Source organism: Azospirillum rugosum, from assembly GCF_017876155.1.
Lineage (GTDB): Bacteria > Pseudomonadota > Alphaproteobacteria > Azospirillales > Azospirillaceae > Azospirillum > Azospirillum rugosum.
In genome coordinates, this window is record NZ_JAGINP010000003.1 from 286,567 (window position 1) to 307,990 (window position 21,424).

A 21,424-nucleotide genomic window follows, 5' to 3' on the forward strand; every position below is an offset into this window, starting at 1 on the left:
CTGGCGGCGGTTCTACCCCAAAAAGCCTATTCCCATGAGTCCGTGTTGACGGCCCGTGGACCCTAGGGTAGCGTGCATTTCGTTAGACGGTCTATCAAAAAGACCGCAACGTTCAAGCGGCCAAGGCGGACACGCCACCAAAGAGCCGCCCACAGGGACGGAAGACGCGCCATGAGCAGCCAACCAGTTTTGGTGGCCGACGGCGTCGCGAAGAGCTTCGGGCCGGTCCAGGTCCTGTTCGGGGTGGACTTCGACGTCCGCCCCGGCGAGGTCCACGCCCTTGTGGGCGAGAACGGCGCGGGCAAATCGACGCTGATGAAGATCCTCGCCGGCTATCAGCCGCCCAGCGCGGGCACGATCCGCGTGGACGGCGAACCGGTCCACCTCTCCGGCAGCGGCCCGGCGGAGGCGCTGGGCATCGTCCTGATCCACCAGGAATTCAACCTCGCCGAACACCTGACGGTGGAGGAGAACATCTCGCTTGGCCGCGAGATCCGGCGGGGATTCTTCCTCGACAAGCCGGCGATGCGCGAACGCGCGCGGGCGGCGCTGGCGGAGCTGAACTGCCCGGTCGATCCCGACGCGCGCATCCGCGACCTGTCCGTCTCCGAACGGCAGATGGTGGAGATCGCCAAGGCCGTGTCCCGCTCCGTGCGCGTCCTGATCATGGACGAGCCGACCGCCGTGCTGACGGGTGCGGAGACGGAGGTGCTGTTCCGCCTGATCCGCCGCCTGACCGCGCAGGGCGTCGGCGTCGTCTACATCTCGCACAAGCTGGACGAGGTGAAGGCGATCTCCGACCGGATCACCGTGCTGCGCGACGGCCGCCGCATCGGGACGCACCCGGCCGAGCTGCTCGGCCACGACGACATCGCGCAGCTGATGGTCGGCCGCCCCATGTCCGACCTGTTTCCGCCCAAGGAACCGCCCCCGCCCGACGCGCCGGTGGTGCTGGAGGTGGAGGGGCTGTCCGTCCCCGGCTGGGTGCGCGACGCCTCCTTCCAGCTGCGCCGGGGCGAGATCCTGGGCTTCGCCGGCCTCGTCGGCGCCGGCCGGACGGAGCTGATGGAGGGCCTGATGGGCCTGCGCCATCGGAGCGCCGGCGCCATCCGCCGCGACGGGCAGCCGCTGCGCGTCCGCACCGTCGCCGACGCCGCGAAAGCCGGCATCGCCTACCTGACGGAAGACCGCAAGGGCAAGGGGCTGCTGGTCGGCAAGGGTCTGCGCCCGAACCTGACCCTGCTGGCGTTGGAGCGCTACGGCCGCGTCTTCATCGACGAGCGGAAGGAGGCCATGGCGCTCGACCGCGCCATCGAGGAATTCGACATCCGCCTGAAGAGCCCGGACGCGCTGGTCGGCAGCCTCAGCGGCGGCAACCAGCAGAAGCTGCTGCTCGCCAAGACCATGCAGGTGGCCCCGCAAATCCTGATCGTGGACGAGCCGACGCGCGGCATCGACATCGGCACGAAGCAGCAGATCTACCGCTTCCTCCACGACCTCGCCCGCCGCGGCGCCTCCATCATCGTCATCTCGTCGGAGATGCCGGAAATCATCGGCCTGTCGCACCGCGTCGTCGTCATGCGGTCGGGCGCCGTCACCGGCACGCTGTCCGGCGACGACATCGTTGAGGCCGAAATCGTCCGCTACGCCACGGGCCTGAAAGGCCTGAAGGGGATATCCCATGACCCAGTCCTCCATGCCTGAGCTGGCGCGCAAGCCGTCCGCCGGCTTCGACCTGAAACTGTGGGGGCCGTTCCTGGCGCTGGCCGGGCTGATCGTGCTGGGCACGCTGGTGAACCCGGTCTTCCTCAGCCCGGCCAACCTCGCCAACGTGCTGACCCGCACCGCCTTCACCGGAATCATCGCGGTGGGCGCCACCTTCGTCATCACCACCGGCGGCATCGACCTGTCGGTCGGCTCGCTCGCCGCCTTCACGGCCGGCGTGATGATCGTGGTGATGAACGCGCTGGTCGGGCCGATGGGCGCCGGCTGGCCGGTGGTGCTGGTCGGCATGCTGGTCGCGGTCGGGCTCGGCCTCGTCGCCGGGCTGGTCAACGGGCTGCTGGTGACCAAGGGGCGGATCGAGGCCTTCATCGTGACGCTCGGCACCATGGGCATCTTCCGCTCGCTGGTCACCTACCTGGCCGACGGCGGGACGCTGTCGCTGAACTCCGGCATGCGGGCGGTCTACCGGCCGGTCTATTACGGCGGGCTGTTCGGCATCCCAACGCCGGTTTGGGTCTTCGCCGCGGTCGCGCTGATCGGCGCCGTCATCCTCTACCGCACGCGTTTCGGCCGCTACTGCGCCGCCATCGGCTCCAACGACGAGGTGGCGCGCTACTCCGCCATCGACGTGGACCGGGTGCGGCTGCTCGCCTTCGTGCTGCAGGGGCTGTGCGTGGCGATCGCCGTGGTGCTCTACGTGCCGCGCCTGGGCTCCGCCTCGGCCACCACCGGCGTGCTGTGGGAGCTGGAGGCCATCGCCGCGGTGATCATCGGCGGCACCATGCTGAAGGGCGGCCATGGACGCATCTGGGGCACGGTGGTGGGTGCGGTCATGCTGACGCTGATCGACAACATCCTCAACCTGACCGGGGCGATCAGCGTCTACCTCAACGGCGCGATCCAGGGCGCCATCATCATCGTCGCGGTGCTCCTGCAACGGGGGACCGCGTCCAAGCGCTGACAAGAACCACCAATGGGAGGAACACAGGCGATGAAGCTCACACTGGGTTTGGCGGCGGCGCTGGTCGCCGGTGTGCTGATGGCGCCGGCCACCGGCTGGGCGCAGCAGAAGGTCAAGATGGGCGTCTCAATCCCCGCCGCGACGCACGGCTGGGCCGGCGGCCTGAACTGGCACGCCCAGCAGGCCAAGGCGAAGCTGGAGAAGCAGTACCCGACGCTGGAGGTGGTGCTGGTCACCGCCCGCGACGTCGGCCGGCAGGCCAACGACCTGGAAGACCTCGTCTCCGTCCGCAACATCGACGCGCTGGTGATCCTGCCGTTTGAGTCCGCCCCCATGACCGACCCGGTGCGCGCGGTGAAGCAGGCCGGCAAGTTCGTGACGGTGGTCGACCGCGGCCTGACCGACCCGTCCATCCAGGACCTCTACGTCGCCGGCAACAACCCGGAGATGGGCAAGGTCTCCGCCCAGTACATCAAGCAGAAGCTGGGCGGCAAGGGCGACATCGTGGTGCTGCGCGGGATTCCCACCGTGATCGACAACCAGCGCGTCGACGCCTTCCAGGAGGAGATCAAGGGCAGCCAGATCAAGGTCCTGGGCATGCAGTACGCCAACTGGAACCGCGACGACGGCTACAAGGTGATGCAGGACTTCCTGTCCCGCTTCCCGAAGATCGACGCCGTCTGGGCGCAGGACGACGACATCGCGCTCGGCGTGATCGAGGCGGTGAAGCAGGCCGGCCGCGAGAAGGAAATGTTCATCCTCGGCGGCGCCGGCATGAAGGACATGATCAAGCGCGTCATGGACAAGGACCCGCTGGTCCCCGCCGATGTCCTGTATCCGCCGGGCATGATCGCCGAAGCCATGGAGATCACCGCCAAGCATCTGGTGGAAAAGGCCCCGATCAAGAAGGAATACATCATCGAGGCGACGCTGGTGACGCCGGAGAACGCGTCGAAATACTACTACCCGGACTCGCCGTTCTAGCATTCTACCCCTCTCCCCTCTGGGGAGAGGGAGGGACCCGCGAAGCGGGAGGGTGAGGGGGTCCTGCTTTTCGGTATGTCCGGCAAAAGCTCAACCCCCTCACCCTAACCCTCTCCCCAGAGGGGAGAGGGGACAAGAACAAGGGAGGACCACCATGAAAACCATCAAAGGCCCGGCGATCTTCCTGGCCCAGTTCGCCGGCGACCAAGCCCCCTTCAACAGCCTGTCCGAGATCGGCCGCTGGGCTGCCGGGCTGGGCTTCAAGGGCGTGCAGATCCCGTCCTGGGACGGGCGCCTGTTCGACCTCGCCAAGGCGGCCGAGAGCAAAACCTACTGCGACGAGGTGAAGGGCGTGCTGGCCGACGCCGGCGTGCAGGTCACCGAGCTGTCCACACATCTCCAGGGCCAGCTCGTCGCCGTACACCCGGCCTACGACGAGGCCTTCGACGGCTTCGCGGCGCCGGAGGTGCGTGGCAACCCGAAGGCGCGCCAGGAATGGGCGGTGAACCAGCTGATGCTGGCGGCGAAGGCCTCGGCCAACCTTGGCCTGACCGCGCACGTCACCTTCTCCGGCGCTCTCGCCTGGCCCTACATCTACCCGTGGCCGCAGCGCCCGGCCGGGCTGATCGAGACCGCCTTCGACGAGCTGGCCAAACGCTGGCGCCCAATCCTGGACGCCTTCGACAAGGTCGGCGTGGACGTCTGCTATGAAATCCACCCCGGCGAGGACCTGTTCGACGGCGCGACCTTCGAGATGTTCCTGGAGCGCGTCGGCAACCACCCGCGCTGCAACATCCTCTACGATCCCAGCCACTTCGTGCTTCAGCAGCTCGACTATCTGGGCTTCATCGACGTCTACCACCCGCGCATTCGGATGTTCCACGTCAAGGACGCGGAGTTCAACCCGTCGCCGCGCCAGGGCGTCTATTCCGGCTACCAGCCCTGGATCGACCGCGCGGGCCGCTTCCGCTCGCTGGGCGACGGGCAGGTCGATTTCGGCGGCATCTTCTCCAAGCTGACCCAGTACGGCTTCGACGGCTGGGCGGTGCTGGAGTGGGAATGCTGCATGAAGCACCCGGAACAGGGCGCGGCCGAGGGAGCGCGCTTCATCGAGGCGCACATCATCCGCACCACCGAAAAGGCCTTCGACGATTTCGCCGGCACCGGGACCGACCTGGAGGCCAACCGCCGCATGCTCGGCATCGGCTGAGGGGAAATGACATGACCATTGAAGGCACATCAGGCTCCACACCGCGCCGACGCCTGCGCCTCGGCATGGTCGGCGGCGGGCAAGGCGCCTTCATCGGCGCGGTGCACCGCATCGCCGCCCGACTGGACGACCGGTACGAGCTGGTGGCCGGCGCCCTGTCGTCCGACCCCGAACGGGCGCGGGCCAGCGGCACCGACCTGTTCCTCGCTCCCGACCGCTGCTACGCCAGCTTCCAGGAAATGGCGGCGGCCGAAGCGGCCCGCGAGGACCGCATCGACGCGGTCGCCATCGTCACGCCCAACCACCTGCACCACCCCGCCGCCAAAGCCTTCCTGGAGGCCGGCATCCACGTCATCTGCGACAAGCCGATGACCACGACGGTGGAGGACGCCGAGGATCTCGCCGCCACCGTCGAGCGCACCGGCCTCGTCTTCGCGCTGACCCACAACTACACCGGCTATCCCATGGTCCGGCAGGCCCGCGCCATGGTGGAAGCGGGGGAGCTTGGCCGCATCCGCGTCGTCCAAGTGGAATACCCGCAGGACTGGCTGACCACCCCGCTGGAGGAAACCGGCCAGAAACAGGCGGCGTGGCGCACCGACCCGGCGCGGAGCGGCATCGCCGGCTGCGTCGGCGACATCGGCACCCACGCCTTCCAGCTGGCGGAGTTCGTCACCGGCCTGCGCTGCACCGGCCTCGCCGCCGACCTGAGCACCTTCGTGGACGGCCGGCGCCTGGACGACAACGCCCACATGATGCTGCGCTACGACAACGGCGCCCGCGGCATGCTGTGGGCGAGCCAGGTCGCGCCCGGCCACGAGAACGGCCTGCGCCTGCGCGTCTACGGCGACAAGGGCGGGCTGGAGTGGTTCCAGGAGCAGCCGAACCACCTGCGCCACAGCCCCTTCGGGGAGCCGCCGCGCACCATCACCCGCGGCGGCGCCGGCTCCAACCCCGCCGCCGCCCACGCCACGCGCATCCCGCCCGGCCACCCCGAAGGCTATCTGGAGGGCTTCGCCCAGCTCTACCGCGACACCGCCGACCTGATCGGCGAACGGCTGGGCTGGGGGGAGCCGGATCCGCAGGCGCGCCTCGTTCCCACCGTCCGGGACGGCGTGCGGGGCGTGCGCTTCATCCACGCCGCCGTCGAGTCCAGCCGCAGGGACGCGGCCTGGGTCACTCTCTGAAAGGACCGATTATGGCCGACCGTTACTTCACCGGAACGGACCGGGTCCGTTACGAAGGGCCAGACAGCGACAACCCGCTGGCCTACCGCTGGTACGACCCCGACCGCATGGTCCTGGGCAAGCGCATGGCCGACCAACTGCGCATCGCCGTCTGCTATTGGCACAGCTTCTGCTGGCCCGGCACCGATCCGTTCGGATCCGGAACCATCGACCGCCCCTGGATGCAGCCCGGCGACCCGGTGGCGATGGCGGAGCAGAAGATGGCCGCCGCCTTCGAACTGTTCGAAACCCTTGGCGTCCCCTTCTACACCTTCCACGACCGCGACATCGCGCCGGAACTGGGCAGCTTGCGGGAAACCCAGGCCGCCTTCGCCCGCATGACCGAGGCGGCGCAGGCGCACATGGAGCGGACCGGGATCAAGCTTCTGTGGGGCACGGCCAACCTGTTCTCCCACCCCCGCTACATGGCCGGGGCCGCCACCAATCCGGACCCGGAGGTGTTCGCCTGCGCGGCCACCCAGGTCCGCGACGCGCTGGAGGCGACGCACCGGCTGGGCGGCGTCAACTACGTGCTGTGGGGCGGGCGCGAGGGCTACGACACGCTGCTGAACACCGACCTGACGCGCGAACTGGACCAGCTCGGCCGCTTCCTGACGATGGTGGTGGAGCACAAGCACCGCATCGGCTTCCCCGGCATGATCCTGATCGAGCCGAAGCCCATGGAGCCGACCAAGCACCAGTATGACCACGACGTGGCGACCGTCTACGGCTTCCTGAAGCGCTACGGGCTGGAGGACGAGGTCCGCGTGAACATCGAGGTCAACCACGCCACGCTCGCCGGCCACAGCTTCGAGCATGAGGTGGCGACCGCCCTGGCGCTGGGCATCTTCGGCTCCATCGACATCAACCGCGGCGACCCGCAGAACGGCTGGGACACCGACCAGTTTCCCAACGACGCCAACGACCTCGCCCTGCCCCTGGCCCGCATCCTGGAGGCCGGCGGCTTCACCACCGGCGGCTTCAACTTCGACGCCAAGATCCGCCGCCAGAGCGTCGAGCCCGACGACCTGCTGCACGCCCACGTCGGCGGCATCGACACGCTGGCCCGCGCCCTGCTGTCGGCCGAAAAGCTGGTCAAGGACGGCCGGCTGCGCCGCTTCGTGGAGGACCGCTACGCCGGCTGGACCGGCCCGCTCGGCCGGGACTTGATGGGAGGGATGGACCTCGCGTCCGCGGCTGACGCCGGGCTGGCGATGGACCCGAAGCCACGGTCCGGCCGGCAGGAGATGCTGGAGAACCTGGTGAACCGGGTGGTGTGATGGCACGGGCGCCAAGCGTCGGGCCCCCACCCTAACCCTCCCCCATCTTCGACGGGGGAGGGGACTGCCGCCACTCCGCGACCAAGTCCCTCCCCCCGTCGAAGATGGGGGGAGGTTAGGAGGGGGGCCCAGCGCAACCACTCCCCACACCCCCTTCCCCGGAGTCCCCCCATGCATCTCGGCATCGACCTCGGCACCTCCGGCGTGAAGGCCGTCCTCATCGACGACTCCCAAGCCCTGATCGCCCAGGCCACCGCCCCGCTGGAGGTCCACCGCCCCCACCCCCTGTGGTCGGAGCAGGACCCGGAGGACTGGTGGACCGCCACTATCAGCGCCATCGCCGACCTCAAATCCGCGCACCCCCAGGCCATGGCCGCCGTCCGCGCCATCGGCCTGTCCGGGCAGATGCACGGGGCAACCCTGCTTGACCGCAACGACCGCGTGCTCCGCCCCGCCATTCTGTGGAATGACGGGCGCAGCGGCGCCGAATGCGCGGAGCTGGAACGGCGTGCCCCCAGCCTGCGCGCCGTCACCGGCAACCGCGCCATGCCCGGCTTCACGGCGCCCAAGCTGCTGTGGGTCGCCGCGCACGAACCGGACGTCTTCGCCGCCACCGCCAAGGTGCTGCTGCCGAAGGACTATCTGCGCCTGCGCATGACCGGCGACCACGCCTCCGACCTCTCCGATTCCGCCGGCACGTTGTGGCTCGACGTCGGCGCCCGCGCCTGGTCGCCCGCCATGCTGGAGGCGACCGGCCTCAGCGAATCCCACATGCCGCGCCTTTTCGAGGGCTCGCAGCCCACCGGCACCCTTCGCCCCGACATCGCCGCGGCCTGGGGCGTGCCGCCCGGCACTCTCGTCGCGGCCGGGGCCGGGGACAACGCGGCGGGGGCGGTCGGGGTCGGGGTGGTGGCGCCGGGCACGGCCTTCCTGTCGCTCGGCACGTCGGGCGTGCTGTTCGTCAGCGGCGACCGCTTCGCCCCGAACCCGGAGCGCGGCGTCCACGCCTTCTGCCACGCCCTGCCCGGCCGCTGGCACCAGATGTCGGTGATCCTCAGCGCCGCCGCCAGCCTGACCTTCGCCGCCCGCCTGACCGGCTGCGCCGACGAGGCCACCCTGCTGCGCGAGGCGGAGGACCACCCGCCCGACATCGGTTCCCTTGTCTTCCTGCCCTACCTGTCGGGGGAGCGCACGCCGCACAACGACCCCGCCGCCAAGGGCGTGGTCTTCGGCCTGACCCACGACACCAGTCGCGGCGCGCTCGCCCGCGCGGTGCTGGAGGGGGTGGCCTTCGCGCTCCGCGACGGGCTGGACGCGCTGGAGGAGGCCGGGACCAGCGTCGGCCGGCTGCTGGTCATCGGCGGCGGCGCCCGCAGCGCGCTGTGGGGCCGCATCCTGGCGAGCGCGCTGGACCGCCCGCTCGACTACCCCGCGGGGGCGGAGGTCGGCCCGGCCTTCGGCGCCGCCCGCCTCGCCCGGCTGGCCGAGACCGGCGAGGATCCGGAGACGGTGTGCCGTCCCCTGCCTGTTCGCGCCGGCATCGATCCCGACCCGGCCCTTGCCGAGGCCATGTCCCGACGCCACCGTCTGTTCCGCCGCCTCTACGGCGACCTGAAGGACACATTCCGGGACTCAAACGATGCCTGAACCAAGGCGCCTTGACGCACGGCCGGTCGTATCATGCCGGAACATCCTGGGCGAGGGCCCGGTCTGGTCGGAGCCGCGCCAGACGCTGTTCTGGACCGACATCCACGGCCGACGCCTGTGGGCGTTCGAGCCCGCCCGCGGCACCAGCCACTATTGGGACCTGCCCGACCGCCTCGCCTGCATGGCGCTGCGCCGCGACGGCACGCTGCTGGCCGGCTTCGCCCGCAGCCTCGCCGTCTTCGACCCCGACAGCGGCCGGGTCGAGACGATCTGCGCCTTCGAGCCGGACCTCCCGACGACCCGCGCCAACGACGGCCGCTGCGACCGGCAGGGCCGCTTCCTCGTCGGCGGGCTGGACGAGGGCGACCCGCAGCGCCCGATCGCCTCCGTCTGGCGCCTCGACGCCGACCGCAGCCTGCACCGCCTGATTCCGGACGTCGCCATCGCCAACAGCCTGTGTTTCAGCCCCGACGGCCGCACCCTCTACATGACCGACACGCCGGAGCGGGTGATCCGCGCCTACGACTACGACCCCGCCACCGGCGCGCTGGGCGCACGGCGCGACTTCCACCGGCTGCCGCCCGGCCCCGGCCACCCGGACGGCTCCGTGGTCGATTCCCAAGGCTATCTCTGGAACGCCGAATACGGCGGCGGGCGCGTGGTGCGCTACGCGCCGGACGGCACGGTGGACACCGTCGTCACCGTGCCGACGCCGAACACCACCTGCCCCGCCTTCGGCGGGCCGGACCTGACCACGCTCTACATCACCACGGCCGCCGACGGCCAGACGGACGACCCGCAGGCCGGATCCCTCTTCGCCGTTGAGGTCGACGTGCCGGGCCTTCCCGAACCCTTCTTCGCGGGGTGATCCCGACCATGGACAGCAATGCGCGCTACCCCAGCCTGAAGGACCGGGCCGTTCTGGTCACCGGCGGCGGAACCGGCATCGGGGCCGCCATCGTCGAGCGCTTCTGCGCCCAGGGCAGCCGCGTCGCCTTCCTGGACATCGCGGAGGAGCCCTCGCGCGCCCTTGTGGAACAGCTCGGCGATGCCACGCCCCTGTTCCTCCCCTGCGACCTGCGCGACATCGCCGCCCTGCGCGCCTCCATCCAGCAGGCCGCGGACGCTCTCGGCCCGTTCCATGTCCTGGTGAACAACGCGGCCAGCGACGACCGCCACCCCTGGCAGGACGTGACGCCCGACTATTGGGACGACCGCATGGCGGTGAACCTGCGGCACCAGTTCTTCGCGGCGCAGGCCGTGGCTCCGGCGATGCAGGCGGCCGGTGGCGGGTCGATCGTCAACCTGGGCTCCATCAGCTGGGTGATCGGCCAGGGCGGCATGGCGGCCTACAGCGCCGCAAAATCCGCCGTGCTCGGCCTGACGCGCAGCCTCGCCCGCGACCTCGGCCCCTCGAACGTCCGGGTCAATTGCGTGATGCCCGGCGCCGTCATGACCGAACGGCAGCTGCGGCTGTGGATCACCGAGGACGACAAGCGCACCATCCTCGACCACCAGTGCCTGAAACGCCTGCTGGAGCCCGACGACATCGCCCGCATGGTGCTGTTCCTGGCCGCCGACGACAGCGCCATGTGCACGAGCCAGAGCTTCATCGTTGACGGCGGCTGGGTGTAACGGCGACGCCTCCGCTTGTCGCCATTTTGCCCCAACCGGCAGCTTGGCCACGGTGATGAGATGCGGCCCTCACCGCGCAAAAGGAGTAGTCGCCGTGTCTCGGGTTCGCATCGCAACGGTCGTTTGTCTCGGCCTGTCCCTGCTGTCCGCCCCGGTCCTGGCGCAGGGCAATTTCGGCTTCCCCAGCCAGAACGACCAGAACCAGACCTTCGGCATCGACAACGACCTGCTGGGCAAGCTCGGCGGGGCGGCCGTGGGCGCGCTGGTCGGCTCGCAGATCGGCAAGGGCACCGGCAACCTGCTGGCGATCGGCGCCGGCGGCCTGCTCGGCTATTTCGCGGGCGGCTACCTGATGGATCAACTGAGCCCCGGCTCCCGCGACGCGGTGCAGACCGCGGAATCGCGCGCGCTGGATGCGCCGGTCGGCCAGACCATCCGCTGGAACAGCCCGGACTCCGCGACCACCCGCGGCACCATCACCCCGATCCGCGCCGGCCACGACCAGCAGGGGCGCGAGTGCAAGGAGTTCCAGCACAAGGTCTTCATCGACGGCCGCCAGGAAACCGCCAACGGCACCGCCTGCCGCGGCGAGGACGGCCAGTGGAAGCTGGTGGCGCAACGGTAAGTTTTTGCCCCCTCCCTAACCCTCCCCCGCTTCGCGGTGGAGGGGACTTCGGGGAAGGCGGCGGCAGTCCCCTCTCCCGCGCAGCGGGGGAGGGTTAGGGAGGGGGCGCGGTGCCCACACGTCCCTACCCGCCTTCCTTCACCGCCACCGTCTGCACCAGCACGGTCGCGCTGTCGGTCGGGACCTCCACCGTCACAGGCACGACGCGCCCGCCCGACGCGTTGCGGCCGAACCAGACGGTCGCGTGGCGGTCCTGGCCGTCGGCGAAGAACTTGGACGGGTCGCGGTCGGTCTGGAAGCCGGCGACCGGGCGGATCGTCACCGCGCACACCTCCGCCGTGCCCGACGCGATGCGGTAGCTGGAGCGCGGAAGCTCCTGCCGCCCCTTCAGCATCATGATCACGTCGTAGCGGCGGCGCCCGTCGAACACCGGGTAGGTTCCGCCGCAGCCGCCGGCGCGGCTGGCCGACAGGATGACCGCCGCCCCGACGCTGAGCGGGTCGACGCTGCCGCGGCGGCTTTCCGCCGGGACGCGGGCGGCCTTGTCGGCGCTGAGCGGCGGCTCCGCCCGCACCTCCACGTCGTCGGGCCGGAAGGCCAGCGCCATGATGTCGTTCTTCTTCCGCAGCCGGCGTTCGCCGCGGAACCGGTCGGGGCGCACCGATCCGGCCCCCAGCGAACCCTGGGATTCGGCGCTGTAGCGGAAGTTGGTGAACAGGCTGAGCCACGGGCTGGCCTCCGCCAGCAGCCGCGCGTGGTAGCGCCCGCCGGCCGTCTCGTCCAGCACGACGCTGCCGCGGGCCAGCGAGACGCCGCCGGTGTAGGCGGCGAACTCCATCTCCAGCGTCGCGGCCCCCGCCTCCGCTCCAGCCCCCGCCGACAGCAGCGGCAGGAGCGCGAGGCCGACCCCCAGCCCCCGCAGACGCGTCATGAGGCCGGCGGGGGCGGGTCGACGATGTCCTGGTATTCGGGATGGCGCTTCAGATAGCCGGCGATGAAGGTGCAGACCGGGACCACGCGAAGCCCGCGCGCCCGCGCGTCGTCCAGCGCGCCGCGGGCCAGCGCCGACCCGACGCCCTGGCCGGAGAGGCTTTCCGGCACCTCGGTGTGGGTGAAGGTGATCCGGCCCTCGCCGGGCTCGTACTGCGCGATGGCCGTCGCGTCGCCGACCTTCAGCTCGTAGCGGTTCCTGGCCGCGTTGTTCTTCACGTCCGCGCTCATGTCGCTGTCTCTGCCCCCTTCATTATTGCCCGATCACCACCCCTTCGTTGGGCCGCAGGCGGACGCTGCCCGCCACCGGCTCCCCGTCCCGATCGAGGTGGGTCGATATCCGGATATGGGCACCCTCCGCCGGGGCGTCCACCGTCCGAAGCTCCCGCCCCAGGTTCAGCAGCACCCACAGCCGGCGCCCGCCGTGCGCCCGCTCATAGACCAGCACGTCGTCCGCGGCCGAGACGCGGCGGTAGCTTCCGACCGACAGCGCCGGCTCCGCCCGCCGCAGCGCCAGCAGCGCCTTGTGGAGCGCCAGCTTGGATCCCGGATCGGTCGCCTGTGCGGCGACGTTCACCCGCGCCGCATCCGGCCCCAGCGGAAGCCAGGGCTCCCCGCTGGTGAAGCCGCCGTTCGGGCCGCCGTCCCAGGGCATGGGCGTGCGCACCGGATCGCGGCCGAGCCCCAGGCCGGGCACGTTCTTTTCCCAGGGATCCTGCACAAGGTGCGGCGGGATCGGCACATCGGTCATGCCGATCTCGTCGCCCTGGTAGAGCGTCGGCGTGCCGCGCAAGGTCAGCAGCAGCATGGCCGCCACCCGCGCCTGGGCCTTGCCCAGCCGGCTCGCCACGCGGGAGCGGTCGTGGTTGCCCAGCACCCAGTTGGGCCAGCCGCCGGACGGAAGCGCCGCCTCATACTGGTCGATCAGGGCGGCCAGGGGCTTGGCCTCCCACGGGGTGGACAGCAGGTGGAAGTTGAAGGGCAGCTGGAAGCCCGACAGATCGGTCCCGTAATAGGCCATCAGCTGGTCGATGGGCAGGTACGCCTCTCCGATCAGCAGCCGGTCGCCGGGGTAAGAATCCACCACGCGGCGCATGGCGGCGATGGCGTCGTGCACCTCCGGCTGGTCCATGGTGTGGACGCGGATGACGCGCCGGGTCGGCGACATGCCCTCGCGCCAGCCGGGATTCGGCGGGTTGTCGCGGAGCTGTTCGTCCTCGATCAGATGGTGGATGGCGTCCACGCGGAACCCGTCCACGCCGCGGTCGAGCCAGAAGCGCAGCACGTCCAGCATGGCCGCCCGGACCTCCGGGTTGCGCCAGTTCAGGTCCGGCTGCTCCTTCAAATAGGCGTGGTAGTAGTATTGCCCGGTCGCCGCGTCCCATTCCCAGGCGCTGCCGCCGAACTCCGACAGCCAGTTGCTGGGCGAGCCGCCATCCGGCGACGGGTCGCGCCAGACGTACCAGTCGCGCTTCGGATTATCGCGGGAGGATCGGCTTTCCACGAACCACGGGTGCCGGTCGGAGCTGTGGTTCGGCACATAGTCCAGGATCACCTTCAGCCCGCGCCCGTGCGCCGCCGCGACCAGCCGGTCGAAGTCCTCCATCGTCCCGAACAGCGGGTGGACGCCGGTGTAGTCTTCCACGTCGTAACCGAAGTCGGCCATCGGCGACGGGTAGATCGGCGAGATCCACACCGCGTCCACGCCGAGCGTCACCAGATGGTCCAGCCGCGCCAGCAGGCCCGGCAGGTCGCCCACCCCGTCGCCGTTCGAATCCTGGAAGGAGCGCGGGTAGACCTGATAGACCACCCCGCTCTGCCACCACGCAAACCCGTCTACCATCCGATTCTCAGCCGATCAGCAGGGATTCAGCGCCGTCGATCCAGACGGGCGTGCCGGTGATGTGCTTCGACCGGTCGGACGCCAGGAACAGCGCCAGCTCCGCCACGTCATCGCTGCTGCCCGCTTTGCCGCCGGTCAGCGGCACCTCACCCTTCGGGTACTCCGCGGGCTCCTCGGCCTTTTCCGTGTTGCGGGACTGGGTGTTGTCCTGGATAGCCGTGTCGATCATGCCCGGGCAGATCGCGTTGACGCGGATGCGGTGCTTGGCCAGTTCCAGCGCCAGCATCTTCACCATCGCCACCTGCGCCGCCTTGGTGCAGGAATAGGCGGTGGCCCCGGCGTTGCTGAACACCCGCGTCCCGTTGATGGAGGCGGTGACCAGGATCGACCCGCCGCCGGCCTTCTTCAGGTGCGGCACCGCGTGGTGCAGCGTCAGGTAGGTGCCGCGCAGGTTGGTGTTGATGGTGCGGTCCCACTCCTCCGGCGTCAGCTCGTCGATGGGGGCCCAGACGCCGTTGATGCCGGCGTTGGCGAAGACGATGTCGAGCCGCCCGTATTCCTGCGCCAGCCGCTCCACCGCCCGCTTCACCGCCGCGTCGTCGGCGACGTCGGCGACCAGCGGGATGGCCTTGCCGCCGGCTTGCGTGATCTCCTCCGCCGTCTTGCGGATCTCGTCGTCGGTGCGGCTGAGGACGCCAACGCTCGCCCCGGCGCGGGCGAACAGGACCGCCGCGGCCTTCCCGATCCCCGACCCGGCGCCGGTGACCAGCGCGACCTTTCCGTTCAATTCCATGGTGATGCTGCTCCGCTGCTGCGCTGGGACAGCAGAGCCAACCGGCGGGCGCGGAGAGGGTTCCCGGCGGCACCGGTGCATCGGCTTTGTGCGTCGCAGCAAGCAGGCATGCCGACAACGCGCAACACGACAGCAGCCGGTGGTCCATAGTCCCAGGACATCACCGGCACCGCCGGCAATCAACATGAAGAGGGGATTGGACGTGATCCACAAGATCCTGGACAAGATCGACCGCATCGTCGCGCAAAAGCGCGCCGACGGCGACCTTGACGCGTGGATCGAAAGCGGCTCCGCTCGCCTTTACTGCGAGACGGAGAGCGCTTCACACCGCCATTACTATCCGGCGCTGATCCTGTATGTGGAACAGCACGCGGGACGGGGGTGAGAACCTAACCACCCGACGTTGCCCCCACCCTCCCGCTGCGCGGGTCCCTCCCTCCCTCCCCCGCTTCGCAGGGGAGGGCCTATTTGCAGCGCCTGCGGAGTTCCCTCCCCTGCGAAGCGGGGGAGGGTTAGGGTGGGGGCAATACTTCCCCGTTACCTCACTCCGCCGCCTTGGCCCGCGGCTGCATGCTGCCCGTCGCCTGATACCGCAGGTGCCAGGAGAAAGCCTCCTCCAGCAAATGCGGCGTGTGGCCCCCGCGCTGGAGCGCGCGGCGGTGATAGTCCATCGCCAGTTCGCGGTAGCTGGGGTGGACGCAATTGCGGATGATCGTCTCCGCCCGTTCCCGCGGGGCGAGGCCGCGCAGGTCGGCCAGCCCGACCTCGGTCACGATCACGTCCACGTCGTGCTCGTTGTGGTCGGTGTGGGTGACCATCGGCACGATGCTGGAGATCGCCCCGTCCTTCGCCAGCGACTTGGTGACGAAGACGGCGAGGTGGCTGTTGCGCGCGAAGTCGCCGGAGCCGCCGATCCCGTTCATCATCTGCGTGCCGTTGACGTGGGTGGAATTCACGTTGCCGTAGATGTCGCACTCCAGCGCCGTGTTGATGCCGATCACGCCCAGCCGCCGGATCACCTCCGGATGGTTGGAGATCTCCTGCGGGCGCAGCAGCAGCCGGCCCTTGTAGGTGCCGATCTTCGGCAGGACCTCGGCATACTTGCCGGCGCTCAGCGTGATCGACGATCCGGACGCGAAGTTCAGCTTGCCGGCGTCGAACAGGTCGAAGGTGCTGTCCTGCAACACCTCGCTGTACATGGTCAGGTCGTGGAACGGCCCGTCGATCAGCCCGTGCAGCACGGCGTTGGCGATGGTGCCGATGCCGGCCTGGAGCGGGTTCAGCGAGCGGCCGAGCCGGCCCTGCCGCACCTCGCGGTCCAGGAACTCGATCAGGTGGCCGGCGATGCCGCGCGTCTCGTCGTCGGGCGGCAGGATGGTCGCGCTGCTGTCCTGCTTGCGCGTCACCACGATGGCCGCGATCTTCGACGGGTCGATGGGGATGTAGGGCAGGCCCGCGCGGCTCTCCGCCGTCACCACCGGGATCGGCTCGCGGAAGGGGCGGCGCGTCGGGATGTAGACGTCGTGCATCCCCTCCAGGTCGAGCGGCTGGGTCAGGTTCAGCTCGATGATGATCTTCTCCGCCAGGATGGCGAAGGTCGCGGAGTTGCCGATGGAGGTGGTCGGGACGATGCCGCCCGTCTCCGTGATCGCGCAGGCCTCGATGACCGCGACGTCGACCGGCCCCATCTGGCGGGAGCGCAAAAGCTCCACCGTCTCCGACAGGTGCTGGTCGACGAACATCACCTCGCCGCGGTTGATCGCCTTGCGCAGCACCGGGTCGGCCTGGAACGGCAGGCGGCGGGCCAGCACCCCGGCCTCCGTCAGGATCTTGTCCACGTCGTTGCCCAGCGAGGCGCCGGTCATCAGCGTGACCTTCAGCCGCTCCGTCGCGGCGCGCTCGGCCAGCGCCAATGGAACGGCCTTGGCATCGCCGGCGCGGGTGAAGCCGCTCATCCCGATGGTCATGCCGTCGCGGATCAGCAAGGCGGCTTCTTCCGGAGAAACCACCTTGCCCCACAGGGACTTCAGGCGAATACGGTCGCGGTACATTGGTTTCCTTTGCAAATTCTCGGGCGCTTATGGTGGCGGTTCGCTCTTACTTGTTGAAATCAGTCATAGGACTTGGCCTCGCAGCGCTGCAAATGCCGGTCGGGCATATCAGGCCAGCCTAATGAGCATGCGTGCCGGCGTGACCACGACATAGGGCGCGGCGGCCGGGAACCCAGCCCGGCCGGGAACCCAATCCAATGGGTGCGGTTGGAGGGGAGCCACCACCCACGTACTAACCCGGGCCGCCGAACGCCCCAACCCAATGAGTGAGGGACCACCGCCATGCGCACCTTGCCGGCCGTGCACGCGCTGCTGTGCCTCGCGGTCTTGACGCCGTTTCCCGCGCAAGCCGAGCAGGCCGTCACGGTTCAGGGTTCCGGCTGCCAGGTCTGGGACCAGTATCCGGACCGGCGCAAGACCGTCCGCTGGTCGGGCGCCTGCCGGAACGGCTGGGCGAACGGCCCCGGCGTGCTGTCCTGGTCCTACGACCGCCGCGCCGACGGGCAGGTCGAGGGCACCCTCGTCGACGGCCGGCTGGAAGGACGCGCCCGCGTGGCGTGGCGGGACGGCCGCCGCCTCGACGGCAGCTTTGAACGCGGGCTGGCCAACGGCCAGGGGACCTTCGTCTGGCCGGACGGGCGGGAGTACCGGGGCGAATGGCGCGACGACCGCCGCACCGGCTCCGGCACGCTGACCTACCCGGACGGCAGCCGCTACGTCGGCACCTTCACCCGCAACCGGCCCAGCGGGACGGGCACCTTCGTGGCCGCCGACGGCCGGCGGTTCCAGCCGCTGATCGACGCGCGGGGGACCGTCCGCGCCGGGCGCCCGCTGGAAAGCCCACCCCAGTCCGCCGCGGTGCCGCCGCCCGAACCGAAGGGGCCCGAACCGAAGGTCTCTCCACCTCCCGAACCGGAGCGCACCCCGCAGGCACAACGGCTGGAGGACTGGCTGAACGAATCGCCGCCGGTGCCACGCACCGATCCCTACTGAGCGGGCCGGCGCCCAACAAAGCCGCCTCAGACGCAGTTGCTGACCTCGACCAGATTGCCGTCCGGATCGCGGACATAGACGGAGCGGATCGGCCCCGTGGCGCCGGTGCGCGGGACCGGCCCTTCCTCGATCGCCACACCCTGCGCGGTGATGTGGGCGACAACCTCCTCCAGCGGCGTCTCGGTGATCAGGCAGAAGTCGCCGGAGCCGGCCGTCGGGCGCCGCGCCTTGGGCTCGAACTCCTTGCCCACCTCGTGCAGGTTGATCTTCTGGCCACCGAAGGTCAGCGCCTTGCGTCCGGCGCCGAAGGTGACGACCCCCATGCCCAGCACCCGCTGGTAGAAGTCGCAGGTGCGGTCGATGGAGGCGACGGTCAGCACAAAGTGATCGATGCGCGTGATCAAGAATGGATCCTCCCGGCTTCGGACGTTGTTCCGCCATGCTGGGCCAGGGTCTTGGGCCCGCGCAACCCCCGGTTTGCGGCCATTGGTGCAGTTGCCGGGGGGCTTCGCCGCCCGATGTGTCTCGCTCTTGATAAAAACGGACAAGAGCGGCGGACAGGAATGGCGAACACGGAGCAGGAGGCCGCACCCCAGCCGGAGCGGTGCGACCGGGGCGGCCTGCGCGGCGGCATGGTGGAGGTGGAACCGGGCGTGCGCCTGCACGTCATCGACGCAGGGCCGGCCGACGGGCCTCTGGTGATCCTGCTGCACGGATTCCCGGAATTCTGGTACGGCTGGCGCCGGCAGGTCGGCGCGCTGGCCGCCGCCGGCTTCCGCGTGCTGGTGCCCGACCAGCGCGGCTACGGCATGAGCGACAAGCCGCCGGGCATCGACTCCTACACCACCGACCGGCTGGCGGCCGACGTGCTGGCTCTGGCCGATTGGGCGGGGTGCCGGACCTTCTCCGTGGTCGGCCACGACTGGGGCGGGATCGTCGCCTGGTGGGTGGCGCTGGTGAGGTTGGATCGAGTCGCGCGTCTGGTCATCCTGAACGCGCCGCACCCCGCGACCGTCCGGCCCTACGCGCTGCGCCATCCCACGCAAGCGGCGCGCAGTTGGTATGTGCTGGCCTTCCAGCTTCCCCGCTTGCCCGAACGGATGATGGCCGCCCATGGCTTCCGGATGGCGGAGCGCGCCCTTCTCGGCACCAGCCGGCCCGGCACCTTCGACGCCGACGACCTCGCCTGCTACCGCGAGGCCTGGGGCCGGCCGGGCGCCCTGACCGCCATGGTGAACTGGTACCGCGCGCTGCGCCGCGGCCTCCGCCCGCCGAACGCGCGCGTCCGCGCGCCGACCCTGATCCTGTGGGGGGACCGCGACCGCTTCCTCGAACAAGGCCTGGCGGAGGCCGCCGCCGCGTTGTGCGACGACGCCCGGGTGGTGCATATGGAGAAGGCCAGCCACTGGGTGCAGCATGAGGAGGCGGCGCGGGTGAACCGCGACCTCACCGCCTTCCTGTCCGGGGGCCGGCGCGAGGCGTGAAAGAACGACAAGAGGCGGGGGAATTTCCGAAGATGCGCTTTTCTTCCCTGACGGACCGCATCCGCGGCGACCGCGTGGCGGCCTGGGACATCCATTTCGCGGCCTGGACCGCCAAGGCGCGCGGCGAGGACGTGATCGTGCTGAGCGTCGGCGACCCCGACTTCGACACGCCGGAGCCGGTGCGCGACGCCGCCATCGCCGCCCTGCACGCCGGCGACACCCACTACACCCCCATCGCCGGCCGGCCGGAGCTGCGCGCCGCACTCGCCCGCGACCACGCGCAGCGCACGGGCATGGACGTCGCGGCGGAGAACGTCATCGTCTGCGCCGGCGCGCAGAACGGCCTGTTCAACGCCGCCCAGTGCCTGGTCGAGGCCGGCGACGAGGTGCTGGTGCCGGAGCCCATGTACCTGACTTATGAGGCCTGCATCCGCGCCGCCGGCGCCACGCTGGTCCCGGTGGCCGCCGACCCCGCGACGCTCCGCCTCGACCCGGCGGCGCTGGCCGCCGCCGTGACGCCGCGCACCAAGGCGATCTTCCTCGCCACCCCGGCCAACCCGACCGGCATCGTCATGTCGCGCGCGGAGCTGGAGGCCGTGGCCGACCTCGCCCGCCGCCACGACCTGTGGGTCGTCGCCGACGAGGTCTACGCCAGCCTGACCTTCGACCGGGAGCACATCAGCATCGCCACCCTGCCGGGCATGGCGGAGCGCACGGTGACCATCAACAGCCTGTCCAAGTCGCACGCCATGACCGGCTGGCGCGCCGGCTGGGTGGTCGCCCCCGCCGATCTGGTCAGCCACATGGCGACGCTGGCGCTCTGCATGCTCTACGGCATGCCGGGCTTCATCCAGCAGGCGGCGCTGGTCGCGGTGGAGCAGGGCGGCCCCGCCGTCGCCGCGATGCGCGAGGGCTACCGCCGCCGCCGCGACATCGCGCTGGAAAGCCTCCAGGGCGTCCCCGCCCTGCGCTGCCTGAAGCCGGAAGCGGGCATGTTCATGCTGGTGGACGTCAGCGGCACCGGCCTGCCGACCATGGAGTTCGCCTGGCGCCTGTTCCGCGAGACCGGCGTGTCCGTCCTCGACGCCGGCGCCTTCGGCCCGGCCGCCGCATCCTGCGTCCGCCTGTCCTTCGCCGTCAGCGAGGAGCAACTGGCCGAGGCCTGCCGCCGCATCGCGCGGTTCGTGACGGGTTTGGAAAGCGTCGCTTAGTAAAAGGATTCACCACAAAAACACAAAGGCACAAAGAATTTCACAAAGAGGGTGTCGCCGTTTCCGAACGCCCTTCCGCCAGCCAACGCTTCTTTGTGTCCTTTGTGTCTTTGTGGTGAAAATCCTTTCCTTCTCACGCCTCGGCCTGCCCGCCCATGTAGGTCGGCAGGATCCAGGCGGGGATGGCGCCGCAGGTCAGGTCGTGGGCGGCCGGGTCCACGTCGGACATCACGCAGGCCTCCATGTAGGCGCGCATCAGGATGTCCAGGGCGAAGTCCGGGTCGTGGGTCTTCGCCGCGAACTCCTCCTTCGTCGTTACGCCGCGCAGCACGCGGGCGTGGAAATCCTCGTCGTCGAGCGGACCCAGGTTCATGGACCAGAAGGCGAAGTTCGGCTTGGTCGTGCTGTCCTCGTGCAGCAGCACCTCCACGTTCCGGTGCCGGTCGTCGTGGCGGATGCGGTCGAACAGCGGTTCGAGGATACGGCGCTCCCCCTCCAGCACCTGGAGGAACAGGCCATCCTGGTGCAGCAGGAACCCGGTGATGCCCAGGGCTCGGTTCTTGCGGGCGCTCACCAGGCACAATTCGGCCAGTTCGGCCGGCGCCATGGGGTGGGACGCTTCGCTGCGGTAAACAATCGTCAACATCGACAGGGCCCTCTCGCAGAGCGCGGCACCGCGCTTCAGGCGAACCGGGTTGCGGGGGAGCCCGCACTCCGGGAACATTTGAATGCATTTTATCATAATGCGATCAAAACCCCCTGCGGC

General features: G+C 69.9%; 21 protein-coding genes. 14 read left to right on the forward strand and 7 right to left on the reverse strand.

Annotated elements, in window-relative coordinates:
• Positions 1 to 171 precede the first annotated feature (171 nt).
• The 10 genes from J2851_RS06140 to J2851_RS06185 all read left to right on the forward strand — a co-directional run bounded on the left by J2851_RS06140 (position 172) and on the right by J2851_RS06185 (position 11,293).
• Positions 172 to 1,704, forward strand: coding sequence for a sugar ABC transporter ATP-binding protein (locus J2851_RS06140; protein ID WP_209764979.1), 1,533 nt, complete (start codon positions 172 to 174; stop codon positions 1,702 to 1,704).
• Complete coding sequence (locus tag J2851_RS06145; RefSeq protein ID WP_209764980.1) at positions 1,682 to 2,686, forward strand: ABC transporter permease; 1,005 nt, start codon at positions 1,682 to 1,684, stop codon at positions 2,684 to 2,686. The genes J2851_RS06140 and J2851_RS06145 overlap by 23 nt, the downstream gene beginning before the upstream one ends.
• 30 nt (positions 2,687 to 2,716) lie before the next feature.
• Positions 2,717 to 3,670 (forward strand): substrate-binding domain-containing protein, encoded by a 954-nt coding sequence (locus tag J2851_RS06150; RefSeq protein ID WP_209764981.1) that lies wholly within the window; start codon positions 2,717 to 2,719, stop codon positions 3,668 to 3,670.
• A 154-nt stretch (positions 3,671 to 3,824) separates the two neighbouring features.
• Positions 3,825 to 4,880 carry a sugar phosphate isomerase/epimerase family protein gene (locus J2851_RS06155; protein WP_209764982.1) on the forward strand — a complete coding sequence of 352 codons (1,056 nt, stop codon included), beginning with the start codon at positions 3,825 to 3,827 and terminating at the stop codon, positions 4,878 to 4,880.
• 11 nt (positions 4,881 to 4,891) lie between these two features.
• A complete protein-coding gene (locus J2851_RS06160) occupies positions 4,892 to 6,067 on the forward strand; it encodes a Gfo/Idh/MocA family protein (protein ID WP_209764983.1) in 1,176 nt (391 codons plus the stop codon).
• A gap of 11 nt (positions 6,068 to 6,078) precedes the next feature.
• Positions 6,079 to 7,386, forward strand: a complete 1,308-nt coding sequence (xylA, locus tag J2851_RS06165; protein WP_209764984.1) for a xylose isomerase — start codon at positions 6,079 to 6,081, stop codon at positions 7,384 to 7,386.
• Between the two features lie 171 nt (positions 7,387 to 7,557).
• On the forward strand, positions 7,558 to 9,033 hold the full coding sequence (gene xylB, locus J2851_RS06170) for a xylulokinase (protein ID WP_209764986.1): 1,476 nt from the start codon (positions 7,558 to 7,560) through the stop codon (positions 9,031 to 9,033).
• A complete protein-coding gene (locus J2851_RS06175; protein ID WP_209764988.1) occupies positions 9,026 to 9,901 on the forward strand; it encodes an SMP-30/gluconolactonase/LRE family protein in 876 nt (291 codons plus the stop codon). The genes xylB and J2851_RS06175 overlap by 8 nt, the downstream gene beginning before the upstream one ends.
• Positions 9,902 to 9,909: 8 nt before the next feature.
• A complete protein-coding gene (locus tag J2851_RS06180) occupies positions 9,910 to 10,668 on the forward strand; it encodes an SDR family NAD(P)-dependent oxidoreductase (protein WP_209764989.1) in 759 nt (252 codons plus the stop codon).
• Positions 10,669 to 10,762: 94 nt separating this feature from the next.
• Entirely contained in the window at positions 10,763 to 11,293 is a 531-nt protein-coding gene (locus tag J2851_RS06185; protein ID WP_307419074.1) for an RT0821/Lpp0805 family surface protein, read from the forward strand.
• Between the two features lie 124 nt (positions 11,294 to 11,417).
• Here the strand turns inward: J2851_RS06185 and J2851_RS06190 are convergent, their stop codons facing one another.
• From J2851_RS06190 to J2851_RS06205, 4 genes are read right to left on the reverse strand one after another with little or no spacing between them, the layout of a single operon-like run.
• Positions 11,418 to 12,224: a DUF3108 domain-containing protein gene (locus J2851_RS06190; RefSeq protein WP_209764991.1), complete on the reverse strand. Its 807-nt coding sequence runs from the start codon at positions 12,222 to 12,224 to the stop codon at positions 11,418 to 11,420.
• Complete coding sequence (locus J2851_RS06195; RefSeq protein ID WP_209764992.1) at positions 12,221 to 12,514, reverse strand: GNAT family N-acetyltransferase; 294 nt, start codon at positions 12,512 to 12,514, stop codon at positions 12,221 to 12,223. The genes J2851_RS06190 and J2851_RS06195 overlap by 4 nt, the downstream gene beginning before the upstream one ends.
• A 22-nt stretch (positions 12,515 to 12,536) precedes the next feature.
• On the reverse strand, positions 12,537 to 14,126 hold the full coding sequence (locus tag J2851_RS06200) for an alpha-amylase family glycosyl hydrolase (protein ID WP_209764993.1): 1,590 nt from the start codon (positions 14,124 to 14,126) through the stop codon (positions 12,537 to 12,539).
• Positions 14,127 to 14,133: 7 nt separating this feature from the next.
• Positions 14,134 to 14,919 carry an SDR family oxidoreductase gene (locus J2851_RS06205; RefSeq protein WP_209764994.1) on the reverse strand — a complete coding sequence of 262 codons (786 nt, stop codon included), beginning with the start codon at positions 14,917 to 14,919 and terminating at the stop codon, positions 14,134 to 14,136.
• Between the two features lie 202 nt (positions 14,920 to 15,121).
• Here J2851_RS06205 and J2851_RS06210 point away from each other — a divergent pair, with 202 nt between their 5' ends.
• Complete coding sequence (locus J2851_RS06210; RefSeq protein WP_209764995.1) at positions 15,122 to 15,304, forward strand: hypothetical protein; 183 nt, start codon at positions 15,122 to 15,124, stop codon at positions 15,302 to 15,304.
• 157 nt (positions 15,305 to 15,461) lie between these two features.
• On the opposite strand, the gene scpC is transcribed toward J2851_RS06210, so the two are convergent.
• Positions 15,462 to 16,970 (reverse strand): succinyl-CoA:acetate CoA-transferase ScpC, encoded by a 1,509-nt coding sequence (gene scpC, locus J2851_RS06215; RefSeq protein ID WP_209764997.1) that lies wholly within the window; start codon positions 16,968 to 16,970, stop codon positions 15,462 to 15,464.
• A gap of 282 nt (positions 16,971 to 17,252) precedes the next feature.
• On the opposite strand from scpC, the gene J2851_RS06220 reads away from it, so the two are divergent.
• Positions 17,253 to 17,963 carry an MORN repeat-containing protein gene (locus tag J2851_RS06220; RefSeq protein ID WP_209764998.1) on the forward strand — a complete coding sequence of 237 codons (711 nt, stop codon included), beginning with the start codon at positions 17,253 to 17,255 and terminating at the stop codon, positions 17,961 to 17,963.
• 26 nt (positions 17,964 to 17,989) lie between these two features.
• Here J2851_RS06220 and J2851_RS06225 read toward each other — a convergent pair whose 3' ends face one another.
• The gene (locus J2851_RS06225; protein WP_209765000.1) at positions 17,990 to 18,367 is read right to left on the reverse strand and encodes a VOC family protein; all 378 of its coding nucleotides are present in this window, start codon (positions 18,365 to 18,367) and stop codon (positions 17,990 to 17,992) included.
• 159 nt (positions 18,368 to 18,526) lie between these two features.
• Between J2851_RS06225 and J2851_RS06230 the strand changes: the two genes are divergently transcribed.
• Both J2851_RS06230 and J2851_RS06235 read left to right on the forward strand, forming a co-directional pair.
• A complete protein-coding gene (locus J2851_RS06230) occupies positions 18,527 to 19,447 on the forward strand; it encodes an alpha/beta fold hydrolase (RefSeq protein ID WP_209765002.1) in 921 nt (306 codons plus the stop codon).
• Between the two features lie 32 nt (positions 19,448 to 19,479).
• A complete protein-coding gene (locus J2851_RS06235; protein WP_246500443.1) occupies positions 19,480 to 20,658 on the forward strand; it encodes a pyridoxal phosphate-dependent aminotransferase in 1,179 nt (392 codons plus the stop codon).
• 133 nt (positions 20,659 to 20,791) lie between these two features.
• On the opposite strand, the gene J2851_RS06240 is transcribed toward J2851_RS06235, so the two are convergent.
• Entirely contained in the window at positions 20,792 to 21,304 is a 513-nt protein-coding gene (locus tag J2851_RS06240; RefSeq protein WP_209765004.1) for a BLUF domain-containing protein, read from the reverse strand.
• Positions 21,305 to 21,424: the final 120 nt, after the last annotated feature.

Bases quoted from the DNA above. Each gene is read 5' to 3' on its own strand.
- J2851_RS06155 (WP_209764982.1), top strand. From the start codon at position 3,825: ATGAAAACCATCAAAGGCCCGGCGATCTTCCTGGCCCAGTTCGCCGGC.
- J2851_RS06195 (WP_209764992.1), bottom strand. From the start codon at position 12,514: ATGAGCGCGGACGTGAAGAACAACGCGGCCAGGAACCGCTACGAGCTG.
- J2851_RS06145 (WP_209764980.1), top strand. From the start codon at position 1,682: ATGACCCAGTCCTCCATGCCTGAGCTGGCGCGCAAGCCGTCCGCCGGC.
- J2851_RS06140 (WP_209764979.1), top strand. From the start codon at position 172: ATGAGCAGCCAACCAGTTTTGGTGGCCGACGGCGTCGCGAAGAGCTTC.
- J2851_RS06190 (WP_209764991.1), bottom strand. From the start codon at position 12,224: ATGACGCGTCTGCGGGGGCTGGGGGTCGGCCTCGCGCTCCTGCCGCTG.
- J2851_RS06200 (WP_209764993.1), bottom strand. From the start codon at position 14,126: ATGGTAGACGGGTTTGCGTGGTGGCAGAGCGGGGTGGTCTATCAGGTC.
- J2851_RS06150 (WP_209764981.1), top strand. From the start codon at position 2,717: ATGAAGCTCACACTGGGTTTGGCGGCGGCGCTGGTCGCCGGTGTGCTG.
- J2851_RS06230 (WP_209765002.1), top strand. From the start codon at position 18,527: ATGGCGAACACGGAGCAGGAGGCCGCACCCCAGCCGGAGCGGTGCGAC.
- J2851_RS06175 (WP_209764988.1), top strand. From the start codon at position 9,026: ATGCCTGAACCAAGGCGCCTTGACGCACGGCCGGTCGTATCATGCCGG.
- scpC (WP_209764997.1), bottom strand. From the start codon at position 16,970: ATGTACCGCGACCGTATTCGCCTGAAGTCCCTGTGGGGCAAGGTGGTT.
- J2851_RS06240 (WP_209765004.1), bottom strand. From the start codon at position 21,304: ATGTTGACGATTGTTTACCGCAGCGAAGCGTCCCACCCCATGGCGCCG.
- J2851_RS06220 (WP_209764998.1), top strand. From the start codon at position 17,253: ATGCGCACCTTGCCGGCCGTGCACGCGCTGCTGTGCCTCGCGGTCTTG.
- J2851_RS06235 (WP_246500443.1), top strand. From the start codon at position 19,480: ATGCGCTTTTCTTCCCTGACGGACCGCATCCGCGGCGACCGCGTGGCG.
- J2851_RS06160 (WP_209764983.1), top strand. From the start codon at position 4,892: ATGACCATTGAAGGCACATCAGGCTCCACACCGCGCCGACGCCTGCGC.
- J2851_RS06180 (WP_209764989.1), top strand. From the start codon at position 9,910: ATGGACAGCAATGCGCGCTACCCCAGCCTGAAGGACCGGGCCGTTCTG.
- xylA (WP_209764984.1), top strand. From the start codon at position 6,079: ATGGCCGACCGTTACTTCACCGGAACGGACCGGGTCCGTTACGAAGGG.
- xylB (WP_209764986.1), top strand. From the start codon at position 7,558: ATGCATCTCGGCATCGACCTCGGCACCTCCGGCGTGAAGGCCGTCCTC.
- J2851_RS06205 (WP_209764994.1), bottom strand. From the start codon at position 14,919: ATGGAATTGAACGGAAAGGTCGCGCTGGTCACCGGCGCCGGGTCGGGG.